Origin of the sequence: Gordonia sp. HS-NH1 (genome assembly GCF_001418765.1) — a bacterium.
Taxonomy (GTDB): Bacteria; Actinomycetota; Actinomycetes; order Mycobacteriales; family Mycobacteriaceae; genus Gordonia.
In genome coordinates this window covers 215,554-230,531 of the sequence record NZ_LIYC01000004.1, presented here as the reverse complement: position 1 = coordinate 230,531, position 14,978 = coordinate 215,554, and the positions used below count along the sequence as shown (strand labels likewise).

The 14,978-nt window shown below is 68.4% G+C and carries 13 protein-coding genes; 10 read left to right on the top strand and 3 right to left on the bottom strand.

Annotation, left to right across the window (positions count from 1 at the left end):
- Nucleotides 1–184: 184 nt before the first annotated feature.
- Nucleotides 185–1,093, top strand: coding sequence for a MazG family protein (locus tag AMD30_RS05685; RefSeq protein ID WP_055474961.1), 909 nt, complete (start codon nt 185–187; stop codon nt 1,091–1,093).
- Nucleotides 1,094–1,099: 6 nt separating this feature from the next.
- Here the strand turns inward: AMD30_RS05685 and AMD30_RS05680 are convergent, their stop codons facing one another.
- From AMD30_RS05680 to AMD30_RS05670, 3 genes are read right to left on the bottom strand one after another with little or no spacing between them, the layout of a single operon-like run.
- The gene (locus tag AMD30_RS05680; RefSeq protein WP_055474960.1) at nt 1,100–2,431 is read right to left on the bottom strand and encodes an amidohydrolase family protein; all 1,332 of its coding nucleotides are present in this window, start codon (nt 2,429–2,431) and stop codon (nt 1,100–1,102) included.
- Nucleotides 2,431–3,453, bottom strand: a complete 1,023-nt coding sequence (locus tag AMD30_RS05675) for an isopenicillin N synthase family dioxygenase (protein ID WP_055474983.1) — start codon at nt 3,451–3,453, stop codon at nt 2,431–2,433. The genes AMD30_RS05680 and AMD30_RS05675 overlap by 1 nt, the downstream gene beginning before the upstream one ends.
- Nucleotides 3,454–3,494: 41 nt before the next feature.
- Nucleotides 3,495–4,676 (bottom strand): hypothetical protein, encoded by a 1,182-nt coding sequence (locus tag AMD30_RS05670; protein ID WP_055474959.1) that lies wholly within the window; start codon nt 4,674–4,676, stop codon nt 3,495–3,497.
- Between the two features lie 302 nt (nt 4,677–4,978).
- Here AMD30_RS05670 and AMD30_RS05665 point away from each other — a divergent pair, with 302 nt between their 5' ends.
- The 9 genes from AMD30_RS05665 to AMD30_RS05625 all read left to right on the top strand — a co-directional run bounded on the left by AMD30_RS05665 (nt 4,979) and on the right by AMD30_RS05625 (nt 14,848).
- Complete coding sequence (locus tag AMD30_RS05665) at nt 4,979–5,758, top strand: ABC transporter ATP-binding protein (protein ID WP_010841728.1); 780 nt, start codon at nt 4,979–4,981, stop codon at nt 5,756–5,758.
- On the top strand, nt 5,755–6,639 hold the full coding sequence (locus AMD30_RS05660; protein ID WP_014926032.1) for an ABC transporter permease: 885 nt from the start codon (nt 5,755–5,757) through the stop codon (nt 6,637–6,639). Before AMD30_RS05665 ends, AMD30_RS05660 begins: the two co-directional genes overlap by 4 nt.
- A gap of 76 nt (nt 6,640–6,715) precedes the next feature.
- On the top strand, nt 6,716–7,747 hold the full coding sequence (locus tag AMD30_RS05655) for an isopenicillin N synthase family dioxygenase (RefSeq protein WP_055474958.1): 1,032 nt from the start codon (nt 6,716–6,718) through the stop codon (nt 7,745–7,747).
- A 52-nt stretch (nt 7,748–7,799) separates the two neighbouring features.
- The gene (locus tag AMD30_RS05650) at nt 7,800–8,450 is read left to right on the top strand and encodes a GntR family transcriptional regulator (RefSeq protein ID WP_055474957.1); all 651 of its coding nucleotides are present in this window, start codon (nt 7,800–7,802) and stop codon (nt 8,448–8,450) included.
- Nucleotides 8,451–8,640: 190 nt separating this feature from the next.
- The gene (locus tag AMD30_RS05645; protein ID WP_055474956.1) at nt 8,641–10,047 is read left to right on the top strand and encodes a sulfatase family protein; all 1,407 of its coding nucleotides are present in this window, start codon (nt 8,641–8,643) and stop codon (nt 10,045–10,047) included.
- 142 nt (nt 10,048–10,189) lie between these two features.
- The gene (gene stf0, locus AMD30_RS05640) at nt 10,190–10,999 is read left to right on the top strand and encodes a trehalose 2-sulfotransferase (protein WP_055474955.1); all 810 of its coding nucleotides are present in this window, start codon (nt 10,190–10,192) and stop codon (nt 10,997–10,999) included.
- Nucleotides 10,996–11,982 carry a sulfate adenylyltransferase subunit CysD gene (cysD, locus tag AMD30_RS05635; protein WP_014926036.1) on the top strand — a complete coding sequence of 329 codons (987 nt, stop codon included), beginning with the start codon at nt 10,996–10,998 and terminating at the stop codon, nt 11,980–11,982. Before stf0 ends, cysD begins: the two co-directional genes overlap by 4 nt.
- Complete coding sequence (cysC, locus tag AMD30_RS05630) at nt 11,982–13,919, top strand: adenylyl-sulfate kinase (RefSeq protein WP_055474954.1); 1,938 nt, start codon at nt 11,982–11,984, stop codon at nt 13,917–13,919. The genes cysD and cysC overlap by 1 nt, the downstream gene beginning before the upstream one ends.
- A 131-nt stretch (nt 13,920–14,050) precedes the next feature.
- On the top strand, nt 14,051–14,848 hold the full coding sequence (locus AMD30_RS05625; RefSeq protein ID WP_055474953.1) for a formylglycine-generating enzyme family protein: 798 nt from the start codon (nt 14,051–14,053) through the stop codon (nt 14,846–14,848).
- Nucleotides 14,849–14,978 lie beyond the last annotated feature (130 nt).

Genomic DNA, 14,978 nt, shown 5'->3' with positions numbered 1-14,978 from the left:
GCAACAGCCCGATATGTCGGCGCTGTCGCTCCTGAGGGTGGTTTCCAGGGGTGGTTTTTCGGCGGGGCGCTGTCAGGAACAGGATGGCCGGATTCCGGGTGGGCTCCCGCCGGTCGGCGAGCCCACGGGATAGGTTGATCGAAACGAAGGACAGGCGCGGGGGCAGCGAAAGGACGTACGACGAATGACGGTGGTGCTGCTGGACCCGGCACGGCCCGACCTGATCCCCATCCGCGCACGCGGCGTGCTCGCCGGGCCGGTCAAAGTCACCGAGGACGTCCCCGCGACGATGCTCTGGGAATTCGATCAGGTCGAGCCCGTCTTCGACGACACGGCCGAGGATCCCGAGTCGGTGCTCGTCAGCACCGATCCCGACCATCCACTCGTGCGCGCGCGTGTGGACCGCGGTGAGGAGGTCATCGCCGCGCAGGCCGTCGCGGGAACCGCGCTCCTGGAGTCCGTGGCGCTCATGGACACGTTGCGCCGGAACGGGCCGTGGGAGAGCACCCAGACGCACCACTCGCTGCGCCGCTACCTGCTCGAAGAGGTGTACGAGGTCCTCGACGCCATCGAGGCCGGTGATCCGGTCGAGCTCCGCGAAGAACTCGGAGACCTCCTGCTGCAGGTGCTGTTCCACGCGCGGATCGCCGCCGACGATCCCGACGCACCGTTCGACATCGACGACGTCGCTCGCAGTTTCACCGCGAAGGTCTCCGGCCGTACCCCCGGGGTGCTGTCCGGGGCTCACTCGGATCTGCAGACGCAGATTCGGGAGTGGGAGGAACGCAAGGCGGCCGAGAAGCGACGCGGCTCGGTGCTCGACGGTGTGGCGACCACTCAGCCCGCCCTGGCCCTCCTGCAGAAAGTGCTCGAACGTCTCACCGCCGCACAGTATCCCGTCGAGACGATCCCGGCGGACACCCTCACCGTGACGGTCACGGCGGGCGACGACAGTGTCGAGGCGCAGGCACGGGAGCGGGCGCTTGCGTTGATGTCCGACGTCCGGGCGGCCGAGAAGCGCGCGGTCGAGCAAGGCGTGAGTCTCGACTCGCCCGAAGCGTGGGCGGCTGTCCTCGACGACAACTCGGCCTGACCTACCTCAGACGTCCAGCGCGGCGAGCTGTTTGGTGAACTCCGCCTCGTCGACCCGGGTGTTCCGGCCGTCCTCGACGAGGATCTCGCCGCCGACCATCACCGTGTCGACGATGGACCGCGACCCGGTGGTGAGCAGCGATGCGCCGGGGTCGCGGACGGGGAGGGTGGCGTAATCGCGGTCGAAGCGCACCAGCGTGAGGTCCGCGGGTGCCCCGACCGTGACCCCGCCGACGACCGCAGGCAGACCGAGCGCGGAGTTCGCTCCACCGCAGGCGATGTCGAGCATCTCGGCGAAGCCGAGCAGGTCGGCGCGCCGATGGACGGCGCGTTGGAGATACGCGGCGGTGCGCAACGTCGCCAGCATGTCCTGGGTGTCATTGCTGGCGGCACCGTCCACACCCAGGCCGACGGCCAGTCCGCGGTCCAGCATCGCCGGTACCGGGGCCACCCCGCTACCGAGACGCATGTTCGACAACGGGTTGTGTGACACGGCCACGTCCCGGGCGGCCAGGGTGCGCTGGCCGGCGTCGTCGAGCTCCACACAGTGGACGGCGAGGACCCGGTTCCACAGGAAGCCGTTGCGGTCGAGATGGTCGACGGCGCCGAACCCGGTGTGTTGCAGGCACATCTGCTCGTCGGTGCCGGTCTCGAGGAGGTGGATGGACACCGGCATTCCGCGGTCCTGGGCGAACTCGCGGATCGTCCGCATCCCGGCGTCGGTGACCGAGCGCGGATTGGGTACCGCCAGGGCCATCGAGATCCGCGACCCGGCCACCTCGTTCCGGAGGTGGTCGACGTGCTCGAGTACGTCGCCGAGCGGCTGCATGAGCCGGGGCTCGAACCCCCACTTGCGGGTCGGGTCGGCCCGGTCCGCGACCCCACGACCGAGGACTGCGCGGATTCCGGTGTCGCGCAACGCCCGGACGACGGCGTCATGGACCTCGCCGGACGGGTGGGGCCACATGTGTTCGACGACGGTGGTCGTGCCCGATCGCAGCAACTCGAGGCACGCCGACACCGCGGCGAGGTAGGCCCGCTCGGGTGTGATCGCCACCGACTCCTCGCCGACGGCCAGCAACCATTCGAGCAGCGGCGTGCATTCGGCGACACCGCGCATGAGGGTCTGCTGGAGATGGGTGTGGGTGTTGACGAACCCGGGGATCACGAATCCGCCGGTCTCCCCGCCGGGACGGGCGGTCGGGTCGATCGATGTGACGATTCCGTCGGCGACGTGGATGTCGCAGTGTGGCCGCCATCGACCCGCGGTGTACACCGTGACGTCGCAGAAGGCCGGGGCCGCCGACGGATCGGCGGCCCCGGCGGAGTGTGCGTCCATCACTTCGCGAAGTTCGCGGCGATGCGCTGGGCGAGATAGTCGGCAGCGGTGATCGGGGGATAGGTGCCACCGGCGCTCTCGATCAGCACGTCGGAGTTCGCCTGTGCGAAGTACGCGAGCGTGTAGCGCGGACCGGTGTACTCGCCCCGCCGCGGAGCCCGGACCCGATGGAAGTTCGACGGCAGCCGGTCGTCGGACCAGCGCATCAGCATGTCGCCGATGTTGCAGGTGATGGCGTCGTCGGACGGTTCGACCGACGTCCAGGCCTGACCCTCGGCCTCCGCCCCCGGCAACACCTGGAGACCTCCCTGGCCGGACCGCTGGAACAGCAGGGTGAGGGCATCGAAATCGGTGTGTGCGCCTGCGCGCCAGCTGTTCTCGGTATCGATCAGCTCGTCGGGGAAGGCGTAGTAGTGCAGCAGCCGCAGGGTGCTCTGGTAGGTGTCCGACGAGGGGTCGTGCGCCCGGGTGAAGAAGTCCCGCTCGAGACCGAGGCGCTCGGCGAAGCAGCTGAGCAGTGTCATCGCCAGCGACCAGCACCGGTGCTCGAAATCTTCGATGGTGGCGCGGAACCCGGCCAGCTCGTCCTCACTCGGCCACAGGCCCTCCATGCGGGGGCGGGTGAACTGATAGGACTCCTTCTGGTCCGGGGTCCCGATCGACGGGCGGACCTGGGTGCGATACTCCCAGCCGGCGTTCTGCCCCTTCTTGAGCGGATACTGCGCCTTGACCTCGCGGGGGAGTGCGAAGAACCGGGCGGACATGTCGAACGCGTGGTCCACCGCGGCCAGGTCGATGCCGTGGTCGACGACCTGGAAGAATCCGATGTCGGTTGCGGCCGACCAGAGTTGGTGGGCGATCTCGTCCCGGCGGTTGTCCAGGTCGGCGAGGCTGATGCGTCGGATCTCGCGGGCGGTGGTCTCGGTTCCCAGCCCGCCCATCCGGCGTTCGCGATCGAGCTCGGCCATGTCGGCCATGTTCTCCAGGTCGGCTGGTGAGTGCATGGGGGTGGTCTCGGTCATCGTGGTCCTCACTGTGGTCAGGGATGATGCTGTCACGTCGGTCAGCGGATCTGCTCGCTGATGAACTCGGTCGTGAACAGCTGGTCGGCGGGAAGCGACGGCGGGAGGTCGGCGCCGCCGGCGTTCAGGATCGGCACGAGGTCGTTGATCACGTTCTGCGCCTTGGCCATGTCGTAACTGCCGTACACGCCGTCGGCGCCCGGGGCGATGACCGCGCGGTCCTTGAGCAGGCCGGCCGAGTACGCGGCCTCACCGGCGGTGTACGACGTGAACGAGACGTCCTGGGAGACCCAGTCGACGATGGTGGCGTTGACGGCGTCGGGCGCGGCCACGTAGTTCTTGCCGGTCTGCTGGATCATCGGGACTAGTTTCTCCAGGCATGGCGACATCTCCGCGACGTCATCGGCGCGCACCGAGACGTTCGACGCGTACACGTCGTATCCGGCGTCCTTCACCATCGCGTAGCCCACCGGCTTGTTCCACGACGGGGTCTCGTTCTCGTAGGTGTAGGGCTCGGAGTTCGCGAACCCCTGCTGGGTGATGGACGGGTCGCCGACGAAACGAGCCGGCGCGCCGTCGTAACTGGTGTCGAGCTGGCTCTGCTTGAGCAGGCCTTTCGCCACCAGCCACTGCGGGAAGATCTGATCCTTCGACACCACGACGCTGGCGTCAGACCGGCCGATGTCGGCGATCGTCTTCACCCCCGGGTGAGACGCGGGGTCCCACATGATGATCGAGGGGTTGTACTGCAGCAGTGGCGTCACGCCGACGACTCGTTGGTCCTTGGCCGCCGAGATCATCTGATCTCCGTGAACGAGACCGAGGTGGATGGAGTCGTCGGAGTACATCGCCGACGGGACCGACTGGAATCCGATCGCGGGTCCGCCCGCGCGCAACGTGATGTCCACTCCGGTGTCCATGCCGTCGTAGGCGAGGGGCCCGGAGACCGACTTGTTGTCGGTGTCGACGGTGTACCCGGGGCCGAGAAGTCCGATGACCCCGGCCATGTCGGACTGCGGTTGCCACTGGAGCTGGATCACGATGTTGTCGGGGCAGGTCCCGACGAGGGTGGTTTCGGCCGGCGCCGACGGCAGGGTCGACGCCGCGGTGTCGTCGGACCCGGAGCTCGAGCATCCGGCGAGAACGGCCGCGCAGACCGTCGCCGCCGCGGCGGCCGCGGCCAGACGCGAGTGGCGGATACGGGACGGTGGGTGAGGGGTCATGGGATCTCCTGGACTGATGCCGGTATTCGCGACACTTTCGCGATCTACATGTGAAAGCTAAATGTCTGATCCGAATTGCGCCAGCCGGTCTCGGATGCTGGCCGCAGCAACCCACCTACGACCAAAAACCTATCTGAACTGGAATTATGGCCACAACAGAGCGTTGCGTCGAGGTCGAAACCGGGGTCCTGGTGACACAGTGTTTACACGTGGTCATCATTCCGCAATACATGTAACCAATCATGAGAGTGCAGACAATAGCCGTTGATTACATGTAGACAAGTGGGGAACGGGAAGGCCGGATGAAACTCTACGACACGGTGAACGACGTGGATGCACGTCATCTCACCAAGAATGTCGTCGCCTCCGTCTCCGGGGTGACGAAGCGATTCGACTCCGGGACTCGTGCGCTGGACCGAGTCGACCTCGACGTGCGCGCCGGCGACTTCGTGGCCGTCGTCGGACCGTCGGGATGCGGCAAGTCGACCCTGCTCCGGATGGTTGCGGGGCTCGAGCAGCCCACGGAGGGGAGCGTGGCGCTCGCCACGGAATCGGTCGGGTTCATCTTCCAGGAACCCACCCTCCTGGCCTGGCGCAGCGTGCGGGGCAACGTCGAGCTCTGTGCCGAGATCGCCCGGCTGCCGCGTGGTGAACGCCGGCGCCGGGCACAGGCGGCGATCGACGCGGTCGGTCTGACCGGATTCGAGTCCCAGTTGCCCCGCATGCTGTCCGGTGGCATGAAGATGCGCGCGTCGCTTGCCCGCTCACTGACCTCCGAACCCGAATTGCTGCTTCTCGACGAACCTTTCGGTGCGCTCGACGAGATGACCCGGCTCGACATGCAATCGGAGTTGCAGCGGCTCTACGCCGAGCGACGGTTCACCGCGATGTTCATCACGCACTCGGTGTCGGAGGCGGTCTTCCTCGCCAACCGGGTGGTCGTCATGTCGGCGCGCCCCGGGCGGATCGTCGCCGACATCGGCATCGACTTCGCCCACCCCCGACATCCCGACCTGCGCTACGACGCCCGCTTCACCGATCGCGTCGCCGAGATCTCCGAGACCCTCCGAGGTGCACGATGACCACCGCTGCCCGATCCCGTCCCGCCACCGGCGCGGAACACGGACCCGCCTCGCCGTCGGAGCCCGCTGCAGAGCCGCCCACACCGTCGCGGCAGGGTGCCGCGCGTCGCCGGATCGCGGCCGTGCTGCGGTACGGGGCCCCTCCCGTGCTGTCGCTCGCCGTCGGCATCGGCGCCTGGTACGCGGTCACCTATCTGATCCTCAGTCCCGCACGGCGTTTCCTGCTCCCGCCCCCGCACACCGTGCTGTTCGAGTCGCTGCTGGACCCGGATCACGTGGGGCCCATGCTGGATGCGCTGTGGGTCACGGCCAAGGTCTGTGTGGTCGGGTTCGTGTTCGCCGCGCTCATCGGGGTGTCCATCGGGGTCCTGATGAGCCGCGGGTCCTTTCTCGAACGCGCGATCTACCCCTGGGCCGTTGTGCTACAGGTGATCCCGGTGCTCGCGATCGTCCCGTTGATCGGTCTGTGGTTCGGGTACGGGATGGTCGCCCGCACCATCGTGTGCGTGATCATCGCCATCTTCCCGATCATCGCCAACACGCACTTCGGTCTGGTCTCGGTCGACAAGTCCTCGCAGGAACTGTTCACGTTGTCCAAGGCGACACCGGTGCAGCGCCTGCTGATGCTCGAGTTCCCGTCGGCGCTGCCGTCGATGATGACCGGTTTCCGGACCGCCTCCGGGCTCGTCGTGGTCGGCGCCATCATCGGCGACATGTTCTTCGCCAAGGGCGAGCCGGGAATCGGCACACTGCTCGACATCTATCGCGCTCGTCTGCAGTCCGACGACCTGATCGCGGCGATCGTCCTGGCATCGGTGTTCGGCATCCTCGTCTTCGGTGTGTTCAGCATCCTGAACGCCGCCGTCAATCGTCGCCGCTGACGACGCCCCGCACCAACTGTTCATCCGGCATCTCCCACCACTCCACCGTCGTCCCGAACCCACCCGGAGGACACATATGTTCACCGTTCCCACGATCGACATCTCGCCCTACCTCGACCCACTCGGCTCGCCTGCGGAACGCGCCCCGGTGGCGCGGGCCCTCGACGACGCCTGCAGCGGAGTCGGTTTCGTCCAGGTGGTCGGCCACGGCATCGCTCCCGGTGTCATCGACGCGCTGACCGCTGCCCTCGACGAGTTCTACGCGCTCCCGCTCGAGGTGAAGAAGCGATACGCCCGGCCCGGTCAGAACCGTGGCTACAGTCCCCCGAAGAGCGAATCGCTGAGCATGAGCCTCGGGGTGGCCGCGGCCAACCAGATGAACGACTTCTACGAGGCGTTCACCGTCGGATCGGAGGGTTCGTGGTTCCCGGGCCTGGACCTGCCGGAGTCCAGCTACCCGACGAACACGTGGCCGGACGCGGCGCCGGGATTCCGCCCCGCCGTGGAAACCTGGTTCGATGCCGCGCGCGGGCTCTCCCGGGTTCTGCTCACCGCGTTCACCGATGCTCTCGGCCTGCCGCGCGGGTATTTCGACACGATGACCGATCACTCCATCGACGCTCTCAAGCTCAACAACTACACCCTGCCCGAAGGGGAGATCGAGCTCGCCGGGGAACTGACCGGGATGGGCGCGCACACCGACTTCGGGATCCTCACCGTGCTGTGGGCCGATCAGGTTCCCGGGCTCCAGGTGCTCGATCACGACGGGCAGTGGCACGACGTGGCACCCGCCGACGGCGCGTTGCTGGTCAATCTCGGGGATGCCATGGCGCGGTGGACGAATGACCGCTGGCGCTCGACGGTGCACCGCGTCGATCCGCCGGTCGTCGACGGCCGGATCCTCCGTCGCCGGTCGGCGGCCTTCTTCTTCGACGGCAACGCCGATGCCGTCATCGAGACGCTGCCCGGGTGCGCCCGTACCGATCACCCAGGATATCCGCCGATCACCGTCGCCGAGAACATCAATGCGAAGCTGGCCGGGATGAAGAGCGGCGTCGCACCCGCCGGCGCCGAGCGTGAGGCGCAGCGCGTGATGGCCGCGGGATGAGGTCGTCGGGGATCATGCCTTCTGGGCCCCGGCCTTCTACGCTGAGACGGTCATGACTGGAAACGGAGACGACGGCGCCCTGCTGATGCAGTCGGTCCTGCGCCGCATACGCGACGAGATCTTCGACGGCACCCTCGAACCGGGTGCGGCGCTCTCGGTTCCGGGGCTGGCCGCCCGACTGGACGTGTCCCGCAGCCCGGTCCGGGAGGCGGTCCAGCAACTCGTCATGGACGGACTGGCCGTCTACACCCCGCGCGTCGGGGCGAAGGTCGCGGTGCTCGACGACACGATGTTGCGGCACGTCTTCGAGGTCCGTGAGATTCTCGACGGACTCGCCGCCCGTCAGGCGACGGTCCGGGTGACCCGCGCCGAGCTGGCGGACCTGTGGGAGCGCTTCGGCGAGCAGGAGCGGTTGCTCCACACCGGTCCCGATCATCGCCGCGACGCCCAACTCGATCTCGACTTCCACACCGCGGTCCGGTCGCTGTCGGGCAATGCGCCGCTGTGCGATGCCCTGCTCAAACTCGACACCCAGTCACATCTGTACCGATCCGACATGTGGTCGAACGAGGACAACCGCCGGCATGCCGTGACCGAACACCGCAGGATCGTCGCGGCGCTGGAGGCCGGCGATGCCGACGAGGCGGACCGGGCCGCGCGAGCCCACGCCGCCGGCGTGCTCGTCCGCCTGCTCCGGACGTGAGGCCGCGGTTGCCGCGTCAGGTGGAGCGTGGGCGGCCCGCGCGCGAGCGGCTCATACGTCACGGGAGGTCGTCGGTGTGACTTTTGCGCACGCTGATCCGATGTCGTCCGGCCGTGCGGTGGGCGGATTGTCGGATGCAGCCCCAACGGGTGGGGACCGCGACGCGAGTCGTCTGCGTCATCATGGGTGCATGGTCACTTCCCCCGATGCCGCGCGCCGCGACAACGTGATCCTGGTGCACTGGCACGATCTCGGTCGCCATCTGCGGTGTTATGGCGCGGACGGCGTCGAGAGCCCTGTTCTCGACGACCTGGCGGCGTCCGGTATCCGATTCGCCGACGCGCACGCGACGGCACCCCTGTGCTCGCCCGCCCGCGGCTCGCTGTTCACCGGACGCTATCCACACGGCAACGGGCTCGTCGGTCTCGCCCACCACGGGTTCGAGTACTTCCCGGACGTGCAGACCCTCCCGGCGCTCCTCGCCGGCGCGGGATACCGTTCGGCGCTCTTCGGCATGCAGCACGAGAGCGCCGATCCCGGCCGGCTCGGCTTCGACTCGGTGGACGTCTCGGACTCGCGGTGCGACTACGTGGTGGACCAGTCCCAGGACTGGTTGCGGCGTCACGCCCACGACGGACGCCCGTTCTTCCTCACCGCGGGCTTCTTCGAGACGCATCGGCCCTACCCGGCCGACGAGTACAAACCCGCCGACACCAGCACGATCGCCGTACCCGGCTTCCTGCCGGACACCGACGACGTACGCGACGATCTGGCAGGCCTGCACGGATCCATCACCAAGGCCGACGCCGCCGTCGGCCGGCTGCTCGACACCGTGGCCGAACTCGGCCTCGACGACTCCACCTGGATCGTGTTCGTCACCGACCACGGCCTGGCCTTCCCGCGCGCGAAGTCGACGCTGTACGCCGAGGGCACCGGGGTCGCGCTGATCATGCGGCCGCCCACGCGGCGCGGCATCGCCCCGGCGGTCTACGACGACCTGTTCTCCGGGGTGGACCTCACGCCCACTCTGCTGGAGTTGGTGGGTCTGGACATCCCGGATGCCGTGGACGGTGACTCGCACGCCGCGGCCCTCGCGGGCGCGGCAGACTCGGCCGTCCGGACCGAGGTGTTCACCGAGAAGACCTACCACGATGCCTTCGACCCGATGCGGGCCGTGCGCACCAAGGAGTTCAGCTACATCGAGAACTACGCGGCCCGGCCGGCGTTGCTGCTGCCGCTCGACATAGCCGACAGCCTGTCCGCGCGATCGCTGGATCAGCAAGAAATACAACGGGATCGGTCTCGGGTCGAACTCTACGACCTGCGTTCCGATCCCCATGAACGCAACAATGTCGCCGACGACCCGTCCTACGCCCAGGTCCGTTCCGAGCTCGCGCGAGCGCTGGCCGACTGGCGGGTCCGCACCGGCGACGAACTGCCCGACGACGAGGCCGGAACGGCCATCGCGCAGGCCTTCATGGACGCATTCCACACCAAGGCGGCGCAGGTCGCGGCGGAGGAAGAGGCGTTGCCGTCGCGGCGTCCGCTGGGCGCTCGGCGAGAGCTGGCCGGCGACATCACGTCGGGCGAGCGCTGAGGGGCGCGGGGCGCGAAACCGTCATCTCGGACACCGCGGGCCTGCGTGCTGCACAGCGCGGTCGCAGTGTCAATGGTTTCGACCGTCGTGCGCGTAAAAGGCCAGCTTGCGGAGGTTTTTCGGCTCGCTAGACTCATCTTTCATGTCAGTGACGTCCTCATCGGGACCGGCAAACTATCTGGTGTGCGCGAGCCAGCGCAGCGGCAGCACGCTGCTGGTGGAGTCGCTCGCCGCCACCGGCGTCGCGGGTCGTCCGGAGGAGTTCTTCCAGTACTTTCCCGCCTCCTCCCAGGCGCCGCAGCCGCGTGAGTGGTTCGCCGGGGTCACCGATCCCACGATCCTCGACCTGCTCGATCCACTCGATCCGGGCGTGGTCGACACCCGTGATTCGTCGACCTGGCGGTCTGACGTCCGGGCCGCGGGACGCACCCCGAACGGTGTGTGGGGTGGCAAGCTCATGTGGAACCAGACGCCGCTGCTCGTCTCGCGCAGCCGAATCGCCTCGGGTGCGCTCCGCGATTCCGTCCGCTGGCTGTTCGACGGAGCCGACCCGCTCTACGTGCACGTCTATCGCGATGACGTTGTGCCGCAGGCGGTGTCGATGTGGCGCGCGGTGCAGACCCGCGTGTGGCGTCATGACGGCTCCGACGCCGACGAGCACGACGACGCGGTGTATCACGCATGTGGCATCGCGCACCTCGCCGGCATCCTGATCGACCAGGAACGGCAGTGGCGCAACTGGTTTGCCACCGAGGGGATCGAACCGCTCGACATCGAGTTCCGGGACCTGGTCCACGATCCCGCGAAGGCGACGGCGCGGGTGCTGGAGAAGATCGGGCAGGATCCGGAACTGGCACCCCCGCCGCCACTGAAACCTCAGTCCAATTCGCGGTCCAAGGAGTGGGCCCGACGTTATCGAGACGACGCCGAACGAAACGGATATCCACTGTGACCGCTGTAGACGAGAGTTCGCTCGATCAGACAACCGGCCGGGACGGGCCCGGCAACCCCGGTGGCTTCGACCATGTGACCGCCATCCGTGTGCTGGAAGCCGAAGCGGTGCACATCATCCGCGAGGTGGTCGCCGAACTGGAACGTCCGGTGCTGCTGTTCTCCGGCGGCAAGGACTCCATCGTCCTGCTCCGGCTGGCCGAGAAGGCTTTTCGGCCCGCACCGCTGCCGTTCCCGATCATGCACGTCGACACCGGACACAATTTCGACGAGGTGATCGAGTTCCGTGACCGTCGGGTCGCGCCGACCGCCGAGAACCCCGAGGGCATCGAACTCATCGTCGCCTCGGTCCAGGAGTCCATCGATTCCGGACGCATCGCCGAGTCGACCGACCCGTCGGGGTCGCGGAACAGGCTGCAGACGCGCACCCTGCTCGACGCACTCGAGGCGGGCGGGTTCGACGCCGCGTTCGGCGGTGCCCGCCGCGACGAGGAGCGTGCCCGCGCCAAAGAGCGCATCTTCAGTTTTCGCGACGAGTTCGGCCAGTGGGATCCCCGCGCACAGCGGCCCGAGCCGTGGTCGCTGTACAACGGGCGGATCCGTCGCGGGGAGTCGGTGCGCGTCTTCCCGCTCTCGAACTGGACCGAGACCGACATCTGGCGCTACATCGAGCTCGAGGACCTCGAGCTCCCGTCGATCTACTTCGCCGCCGAACGGGAGGTGTTCGACCGGGACGGCATCCTGCTCTCGGTCTCAGAGCATTCCCGGCCCCGCGAGGACGACGAGGTGCGGACCGAGTGGGTGCGCTACCGCACCGTCGGCGACCTGACGATCACCGGCGCCGTCCGGTCCAGGGCGACCACGATCTCCGAGATCATCGCGGAGATCAGCGAATCCACCGTCTCCGAGCGTGGCGAGACCCGCGCCGACGACCGCACGTCCAGTGCCGCCATGGAAGACCGCAAGCGCGAAGGGTATTTCTGATGACTCTCACCTCTCCGCAGCCGGTTGTCCCCGGTGACGACAAGACCAGCACGGCCGCACGGCAATTCCTGCGCATCGCCACCGCGGGCAGCGTCGACGACGGGAAGTCCACGCTGATCGGCCGGATCCTGCACGACACGGGCAGCCTGCCGACCGATCACCTCGCCGCGGTCACCGACGGTGACGGTGACGTCGACCTCGCGGCCCTCTCCGACGGCCTGCGCGCCGAACGCGAGCAGGGCATCACGATCGACGTGGCCTACCGCTTCTTCTCCACGCCCACACGTAGTTACGTCCTCGCCGACACTCCCGGGCACGAGCGGTACACCCGCAACATGTTCACCGGGGCGTCCAATGCGCACGTCGCCATCCTGCTCGTCGACGCCCGGCACGGTCTGCTGCGGCAGACCCGGCGGCACGCGCGGATCGCCACACTCGTCGGCGTGCCGCACGTGATCGCGGCAGTCAACAAGATCGACCTCGTCGACTACTCCGAGCACCGTTTCGACGAGATCCGCGCCGATCTCGCCGAACTAGCCGTGCAACTCGGGATCGGGGAGATCCCGGCGATCCCGGTGGCCGCCAAGCACGGGGACAACGTCGTGCACCGCTCGTCGAACACACCGTGGTACTCCGGCACGACGCTGCTGGAGTACCTCGAGGACGTCGAACTGCACGCGCCCGCGCCGGTGACCGAGGAACTGCGCCTCCCGATCCAGTGGGTGTCGCGTCCTGGGGAGTCGAATCGGGCCGGGTCGGACCGGCGTACGTACACCGGCCGACTCGCCTCCGGAACCCTGCGCGTCGGTGACGAGATCGTCGTGCTGCCCTCGGGCAGTCGATCGACCGTTTCCGCGCTGGACACCCTCGACCCGTCGAGAGACGTTGCGGTGGCCCCGCTCTCGGTGGGAATCCAGATCACCGACGACATCGACATCGGACGCGGCGACATCATCGTCAGCGGTGCGCAGGGCGCGCACCTGCCGGTCCTCGCCCGGGAGATCGACGCGCACGTGTGCTGGCTGTCGAACTCTCCGCTGCGGGCCGGGGACCGCGTCGCGCTCAAACACGGCCCCGCCACGGTGCGTGCCACCGTCCAGTCCCTGGAGCGGCGTCTCGACCCGGACACCCTGATCGAGCACGTCGCGCCCGGCGAACTCGCGCTCAACGACATCGGCACCGTCACGCTGCGGACGTCGTCGGTGGTGCCGGCGGATCCCTACTTGAGCAACCGGGACACCGGGGCGTTCATCCTCATCGACGAGGCGTCCAACGACACGGTGGGCGCGGGGACGATCCTCGAGCCGCGAGAAGTCATCCCCGGCAAGGCAACCCGCAACGACATCAAGTGGCACCCGAGTTCACTGGCACGAGCCGAGCGCTGGGCGCACACCGAACAGCGCGGCGCGACGGTGTGGCTCACCGGTCTGCCGGCGTCGGGCAAGTCCACGGTCGCCGTCGCCCTCGAACGAGCCATCGTCAGCCGCGGCCGCGTCGCCTATCTCCTCGACGGCGACAACATCCGGCACGGGATCTCCGACGACCTCGGCTTCTCGGCCGGCGACCGTGCGGAGAACATCCGCCGTGTCGGACACGTCGCCCGGCTCTTCGCCGACGCAGGGGTCATCGCGATCGCGTCGATGGTCTCGCCACTGCGCTCCGACCGAGAGATCGCCCGCGAACTCCATCGCGCCGCCGACCTCGACTTCATCGAGGTCCACGTGTCGACGCCCGTCACCGAATGCGAGCGCCGCGACCCCAAGGGACTCTACGAACGCGCCCGCCGCGGCGAACTGCGCGGGCTCACCGGCATCGACGCGCCCTACGAGAGTCCCGAGAACCCCGACCTGCGATTCGACACCACCGGCGCGGACATCGACCGGCTGGCGTCGCTCATCCTCGGTGCCCTGATGGATCGCGGCATCATGGCGGGGTGAGTTGTTGTCATCCCCACCGACCCGCCCACCACGACGCGGGTGGGTCGCCTCCGCCGGCGGGCGAGCCGGCCGGCGGCGGATCCGGGCCGCACCTCGTCGAGACGGTGGACATCCCGGCGGGGGTCTTCGCTATGGGCGATGCGTTCGACGAGGGGTATCGCACCGACGGTGAGACGCCGGTGCACGAGGTCGAGCTCAGCGCGTTCTCGATCGATGCGACCGCGGTGACCAACGCCGCGTTCGCATCCTTCGTCGCGGCAACCGGTCACCGGACCGACGCCGAGATCTTCGGCGGCTCCGCGGTCTTCCACACCTATGCGACCGCGCCCGGCGAACCCGTACCGGGCACCCCGTGGTGGCTAGCCGTCGACGGTGCGTCGTGGCGTCGCCCCGCGGGTCCGGGCAGCGTCGTCGACGGCCTGGCGGACCATCCCGTCGTCCACGTCAGTCACCGCGACGCGCAGGCCTACTGCGCGTGGGCCGGACGCGCCCTGCCGACCGAGGCCCAGTGGGAGTACGCGGCCCGGGGAGGACTGCACGGGGCGCGGTTCCCGTGGGGCGACGAGCCGCCGACCGCCGACGATCCGCGGTGCAACATCTTCCGAGGCGACTTCCCGAACGAGCCGACCGACCGGGTCGGCACCACGCCCGTGCGGATGTTCGAGCCCAACGGTCACGGTCTGTACCAATGCGCGGGCAACGTGTGGGAATGGTGCGCCGACACGTTCAGCGCGCGGTACTACCGCGTGTCCGACCGCACCGATCCGACGGGGCCGGGTCGGGGGAGCGCCCGCGTCCTCCGCGGCGGCAGCCACCTCTGCCACGACTCGTACTGCCATCGCTACCGGGTGGCCGCGCGATCACACAACACGCCGGAATCGACCGCGAGCAACATCGGGTTCCGGACCGTGGGCCCACCGGTCGGCTGACGGCGGGGCCCGGCGCCCCCGCACCAACAGGCCCGCTCGCTTAGCTCCCGGCGCCGCACACATCGGGCCCGCTCGCTTCGCTCCCGGCGCCCGGGAACCGAACTCCACCGCGGTCAGTTGAGTCAGCAGA

Coding starts and splice junctions, on each gene's coding strand:
- AMD30_RS05680 (WP_055474960.1), bottom strand. CDS start 2,431: ATGGACGCACACTCCGCCGGGGCCGCCGATCCGTCGGCGGCCCCGGCC.
- AMD30_RS05675 (WP_055474983.1), bottom strand. CDS start 3,453: ATGACCGAGACCACCCCCATGCACTCACCAGCCGACCTGGAGAACATG.
- AMD30_RS05665 (WP_010841728.1), top strand. CDS start 4,979: ATGAAACTCTACGACACGGTGAACGACGTGGATGCACGTCATCTCACC.
- AMD30_RS05685 (WP_055474961.1), top strand. CDS start 185: ATGACGGTGGTGCTGCTGGACCCGGCACGGCCCGACCTGATCCCCATC.
- AMD30_RS05650 (WP_055474957.1), top strand. CDS start 7,800: ATGACTGGAAACGGAGACGACGGCGCCCTGCTGATGCAGTCGGTCCTG.
- stf0 (WP_055474955.1), top strand. CDS start 10,190: ATGTCAGTGACGTCCTCATCGGGACCGGCAAACTATCTGGTGTGCGCG.
- AMD30_RS05645 (WP_055474956.1), top strand. CDS start 8,641: ATGGTCACTTCCCCCGATGCCGCGCGCCGCGACAACGTGATCCTGGTG.
- AMD30_RS05625 (WP_055474953.1), top strand. CDS start 14,051: ATGGGCGATGCGTTCGACGAGGGGTATCGCACCGACGGTGAGACGCCG.
- AMD30_RS05660 (WP_014926032.1), top strand. CDS start 5,755: ATGACCACCGCTGCCCGATCCCGTCCCGCCACCGGCGCGGAACACGGA.
- AMD30_RS05670 (WP_055474959.1), bottom strand. CDS start 4,676: ATGACCCCTCACCCACCGTCCCGTATCCGCCACTCGCGTCTGGCCGCG.
- AMD30_RS05655 (WP_055474958.1), top strand. CDS start 6,716: ATGTTCACCGTTCCCACGATCGACATCTCGCCCTACCTCGACCCACTC.
- cysC (WP_055474954.1), top strand. CDS start 11,982: ATGACTCTCACCTCTCCGCAGCCGGTTGTCCCCGGTGACGACAAGACC.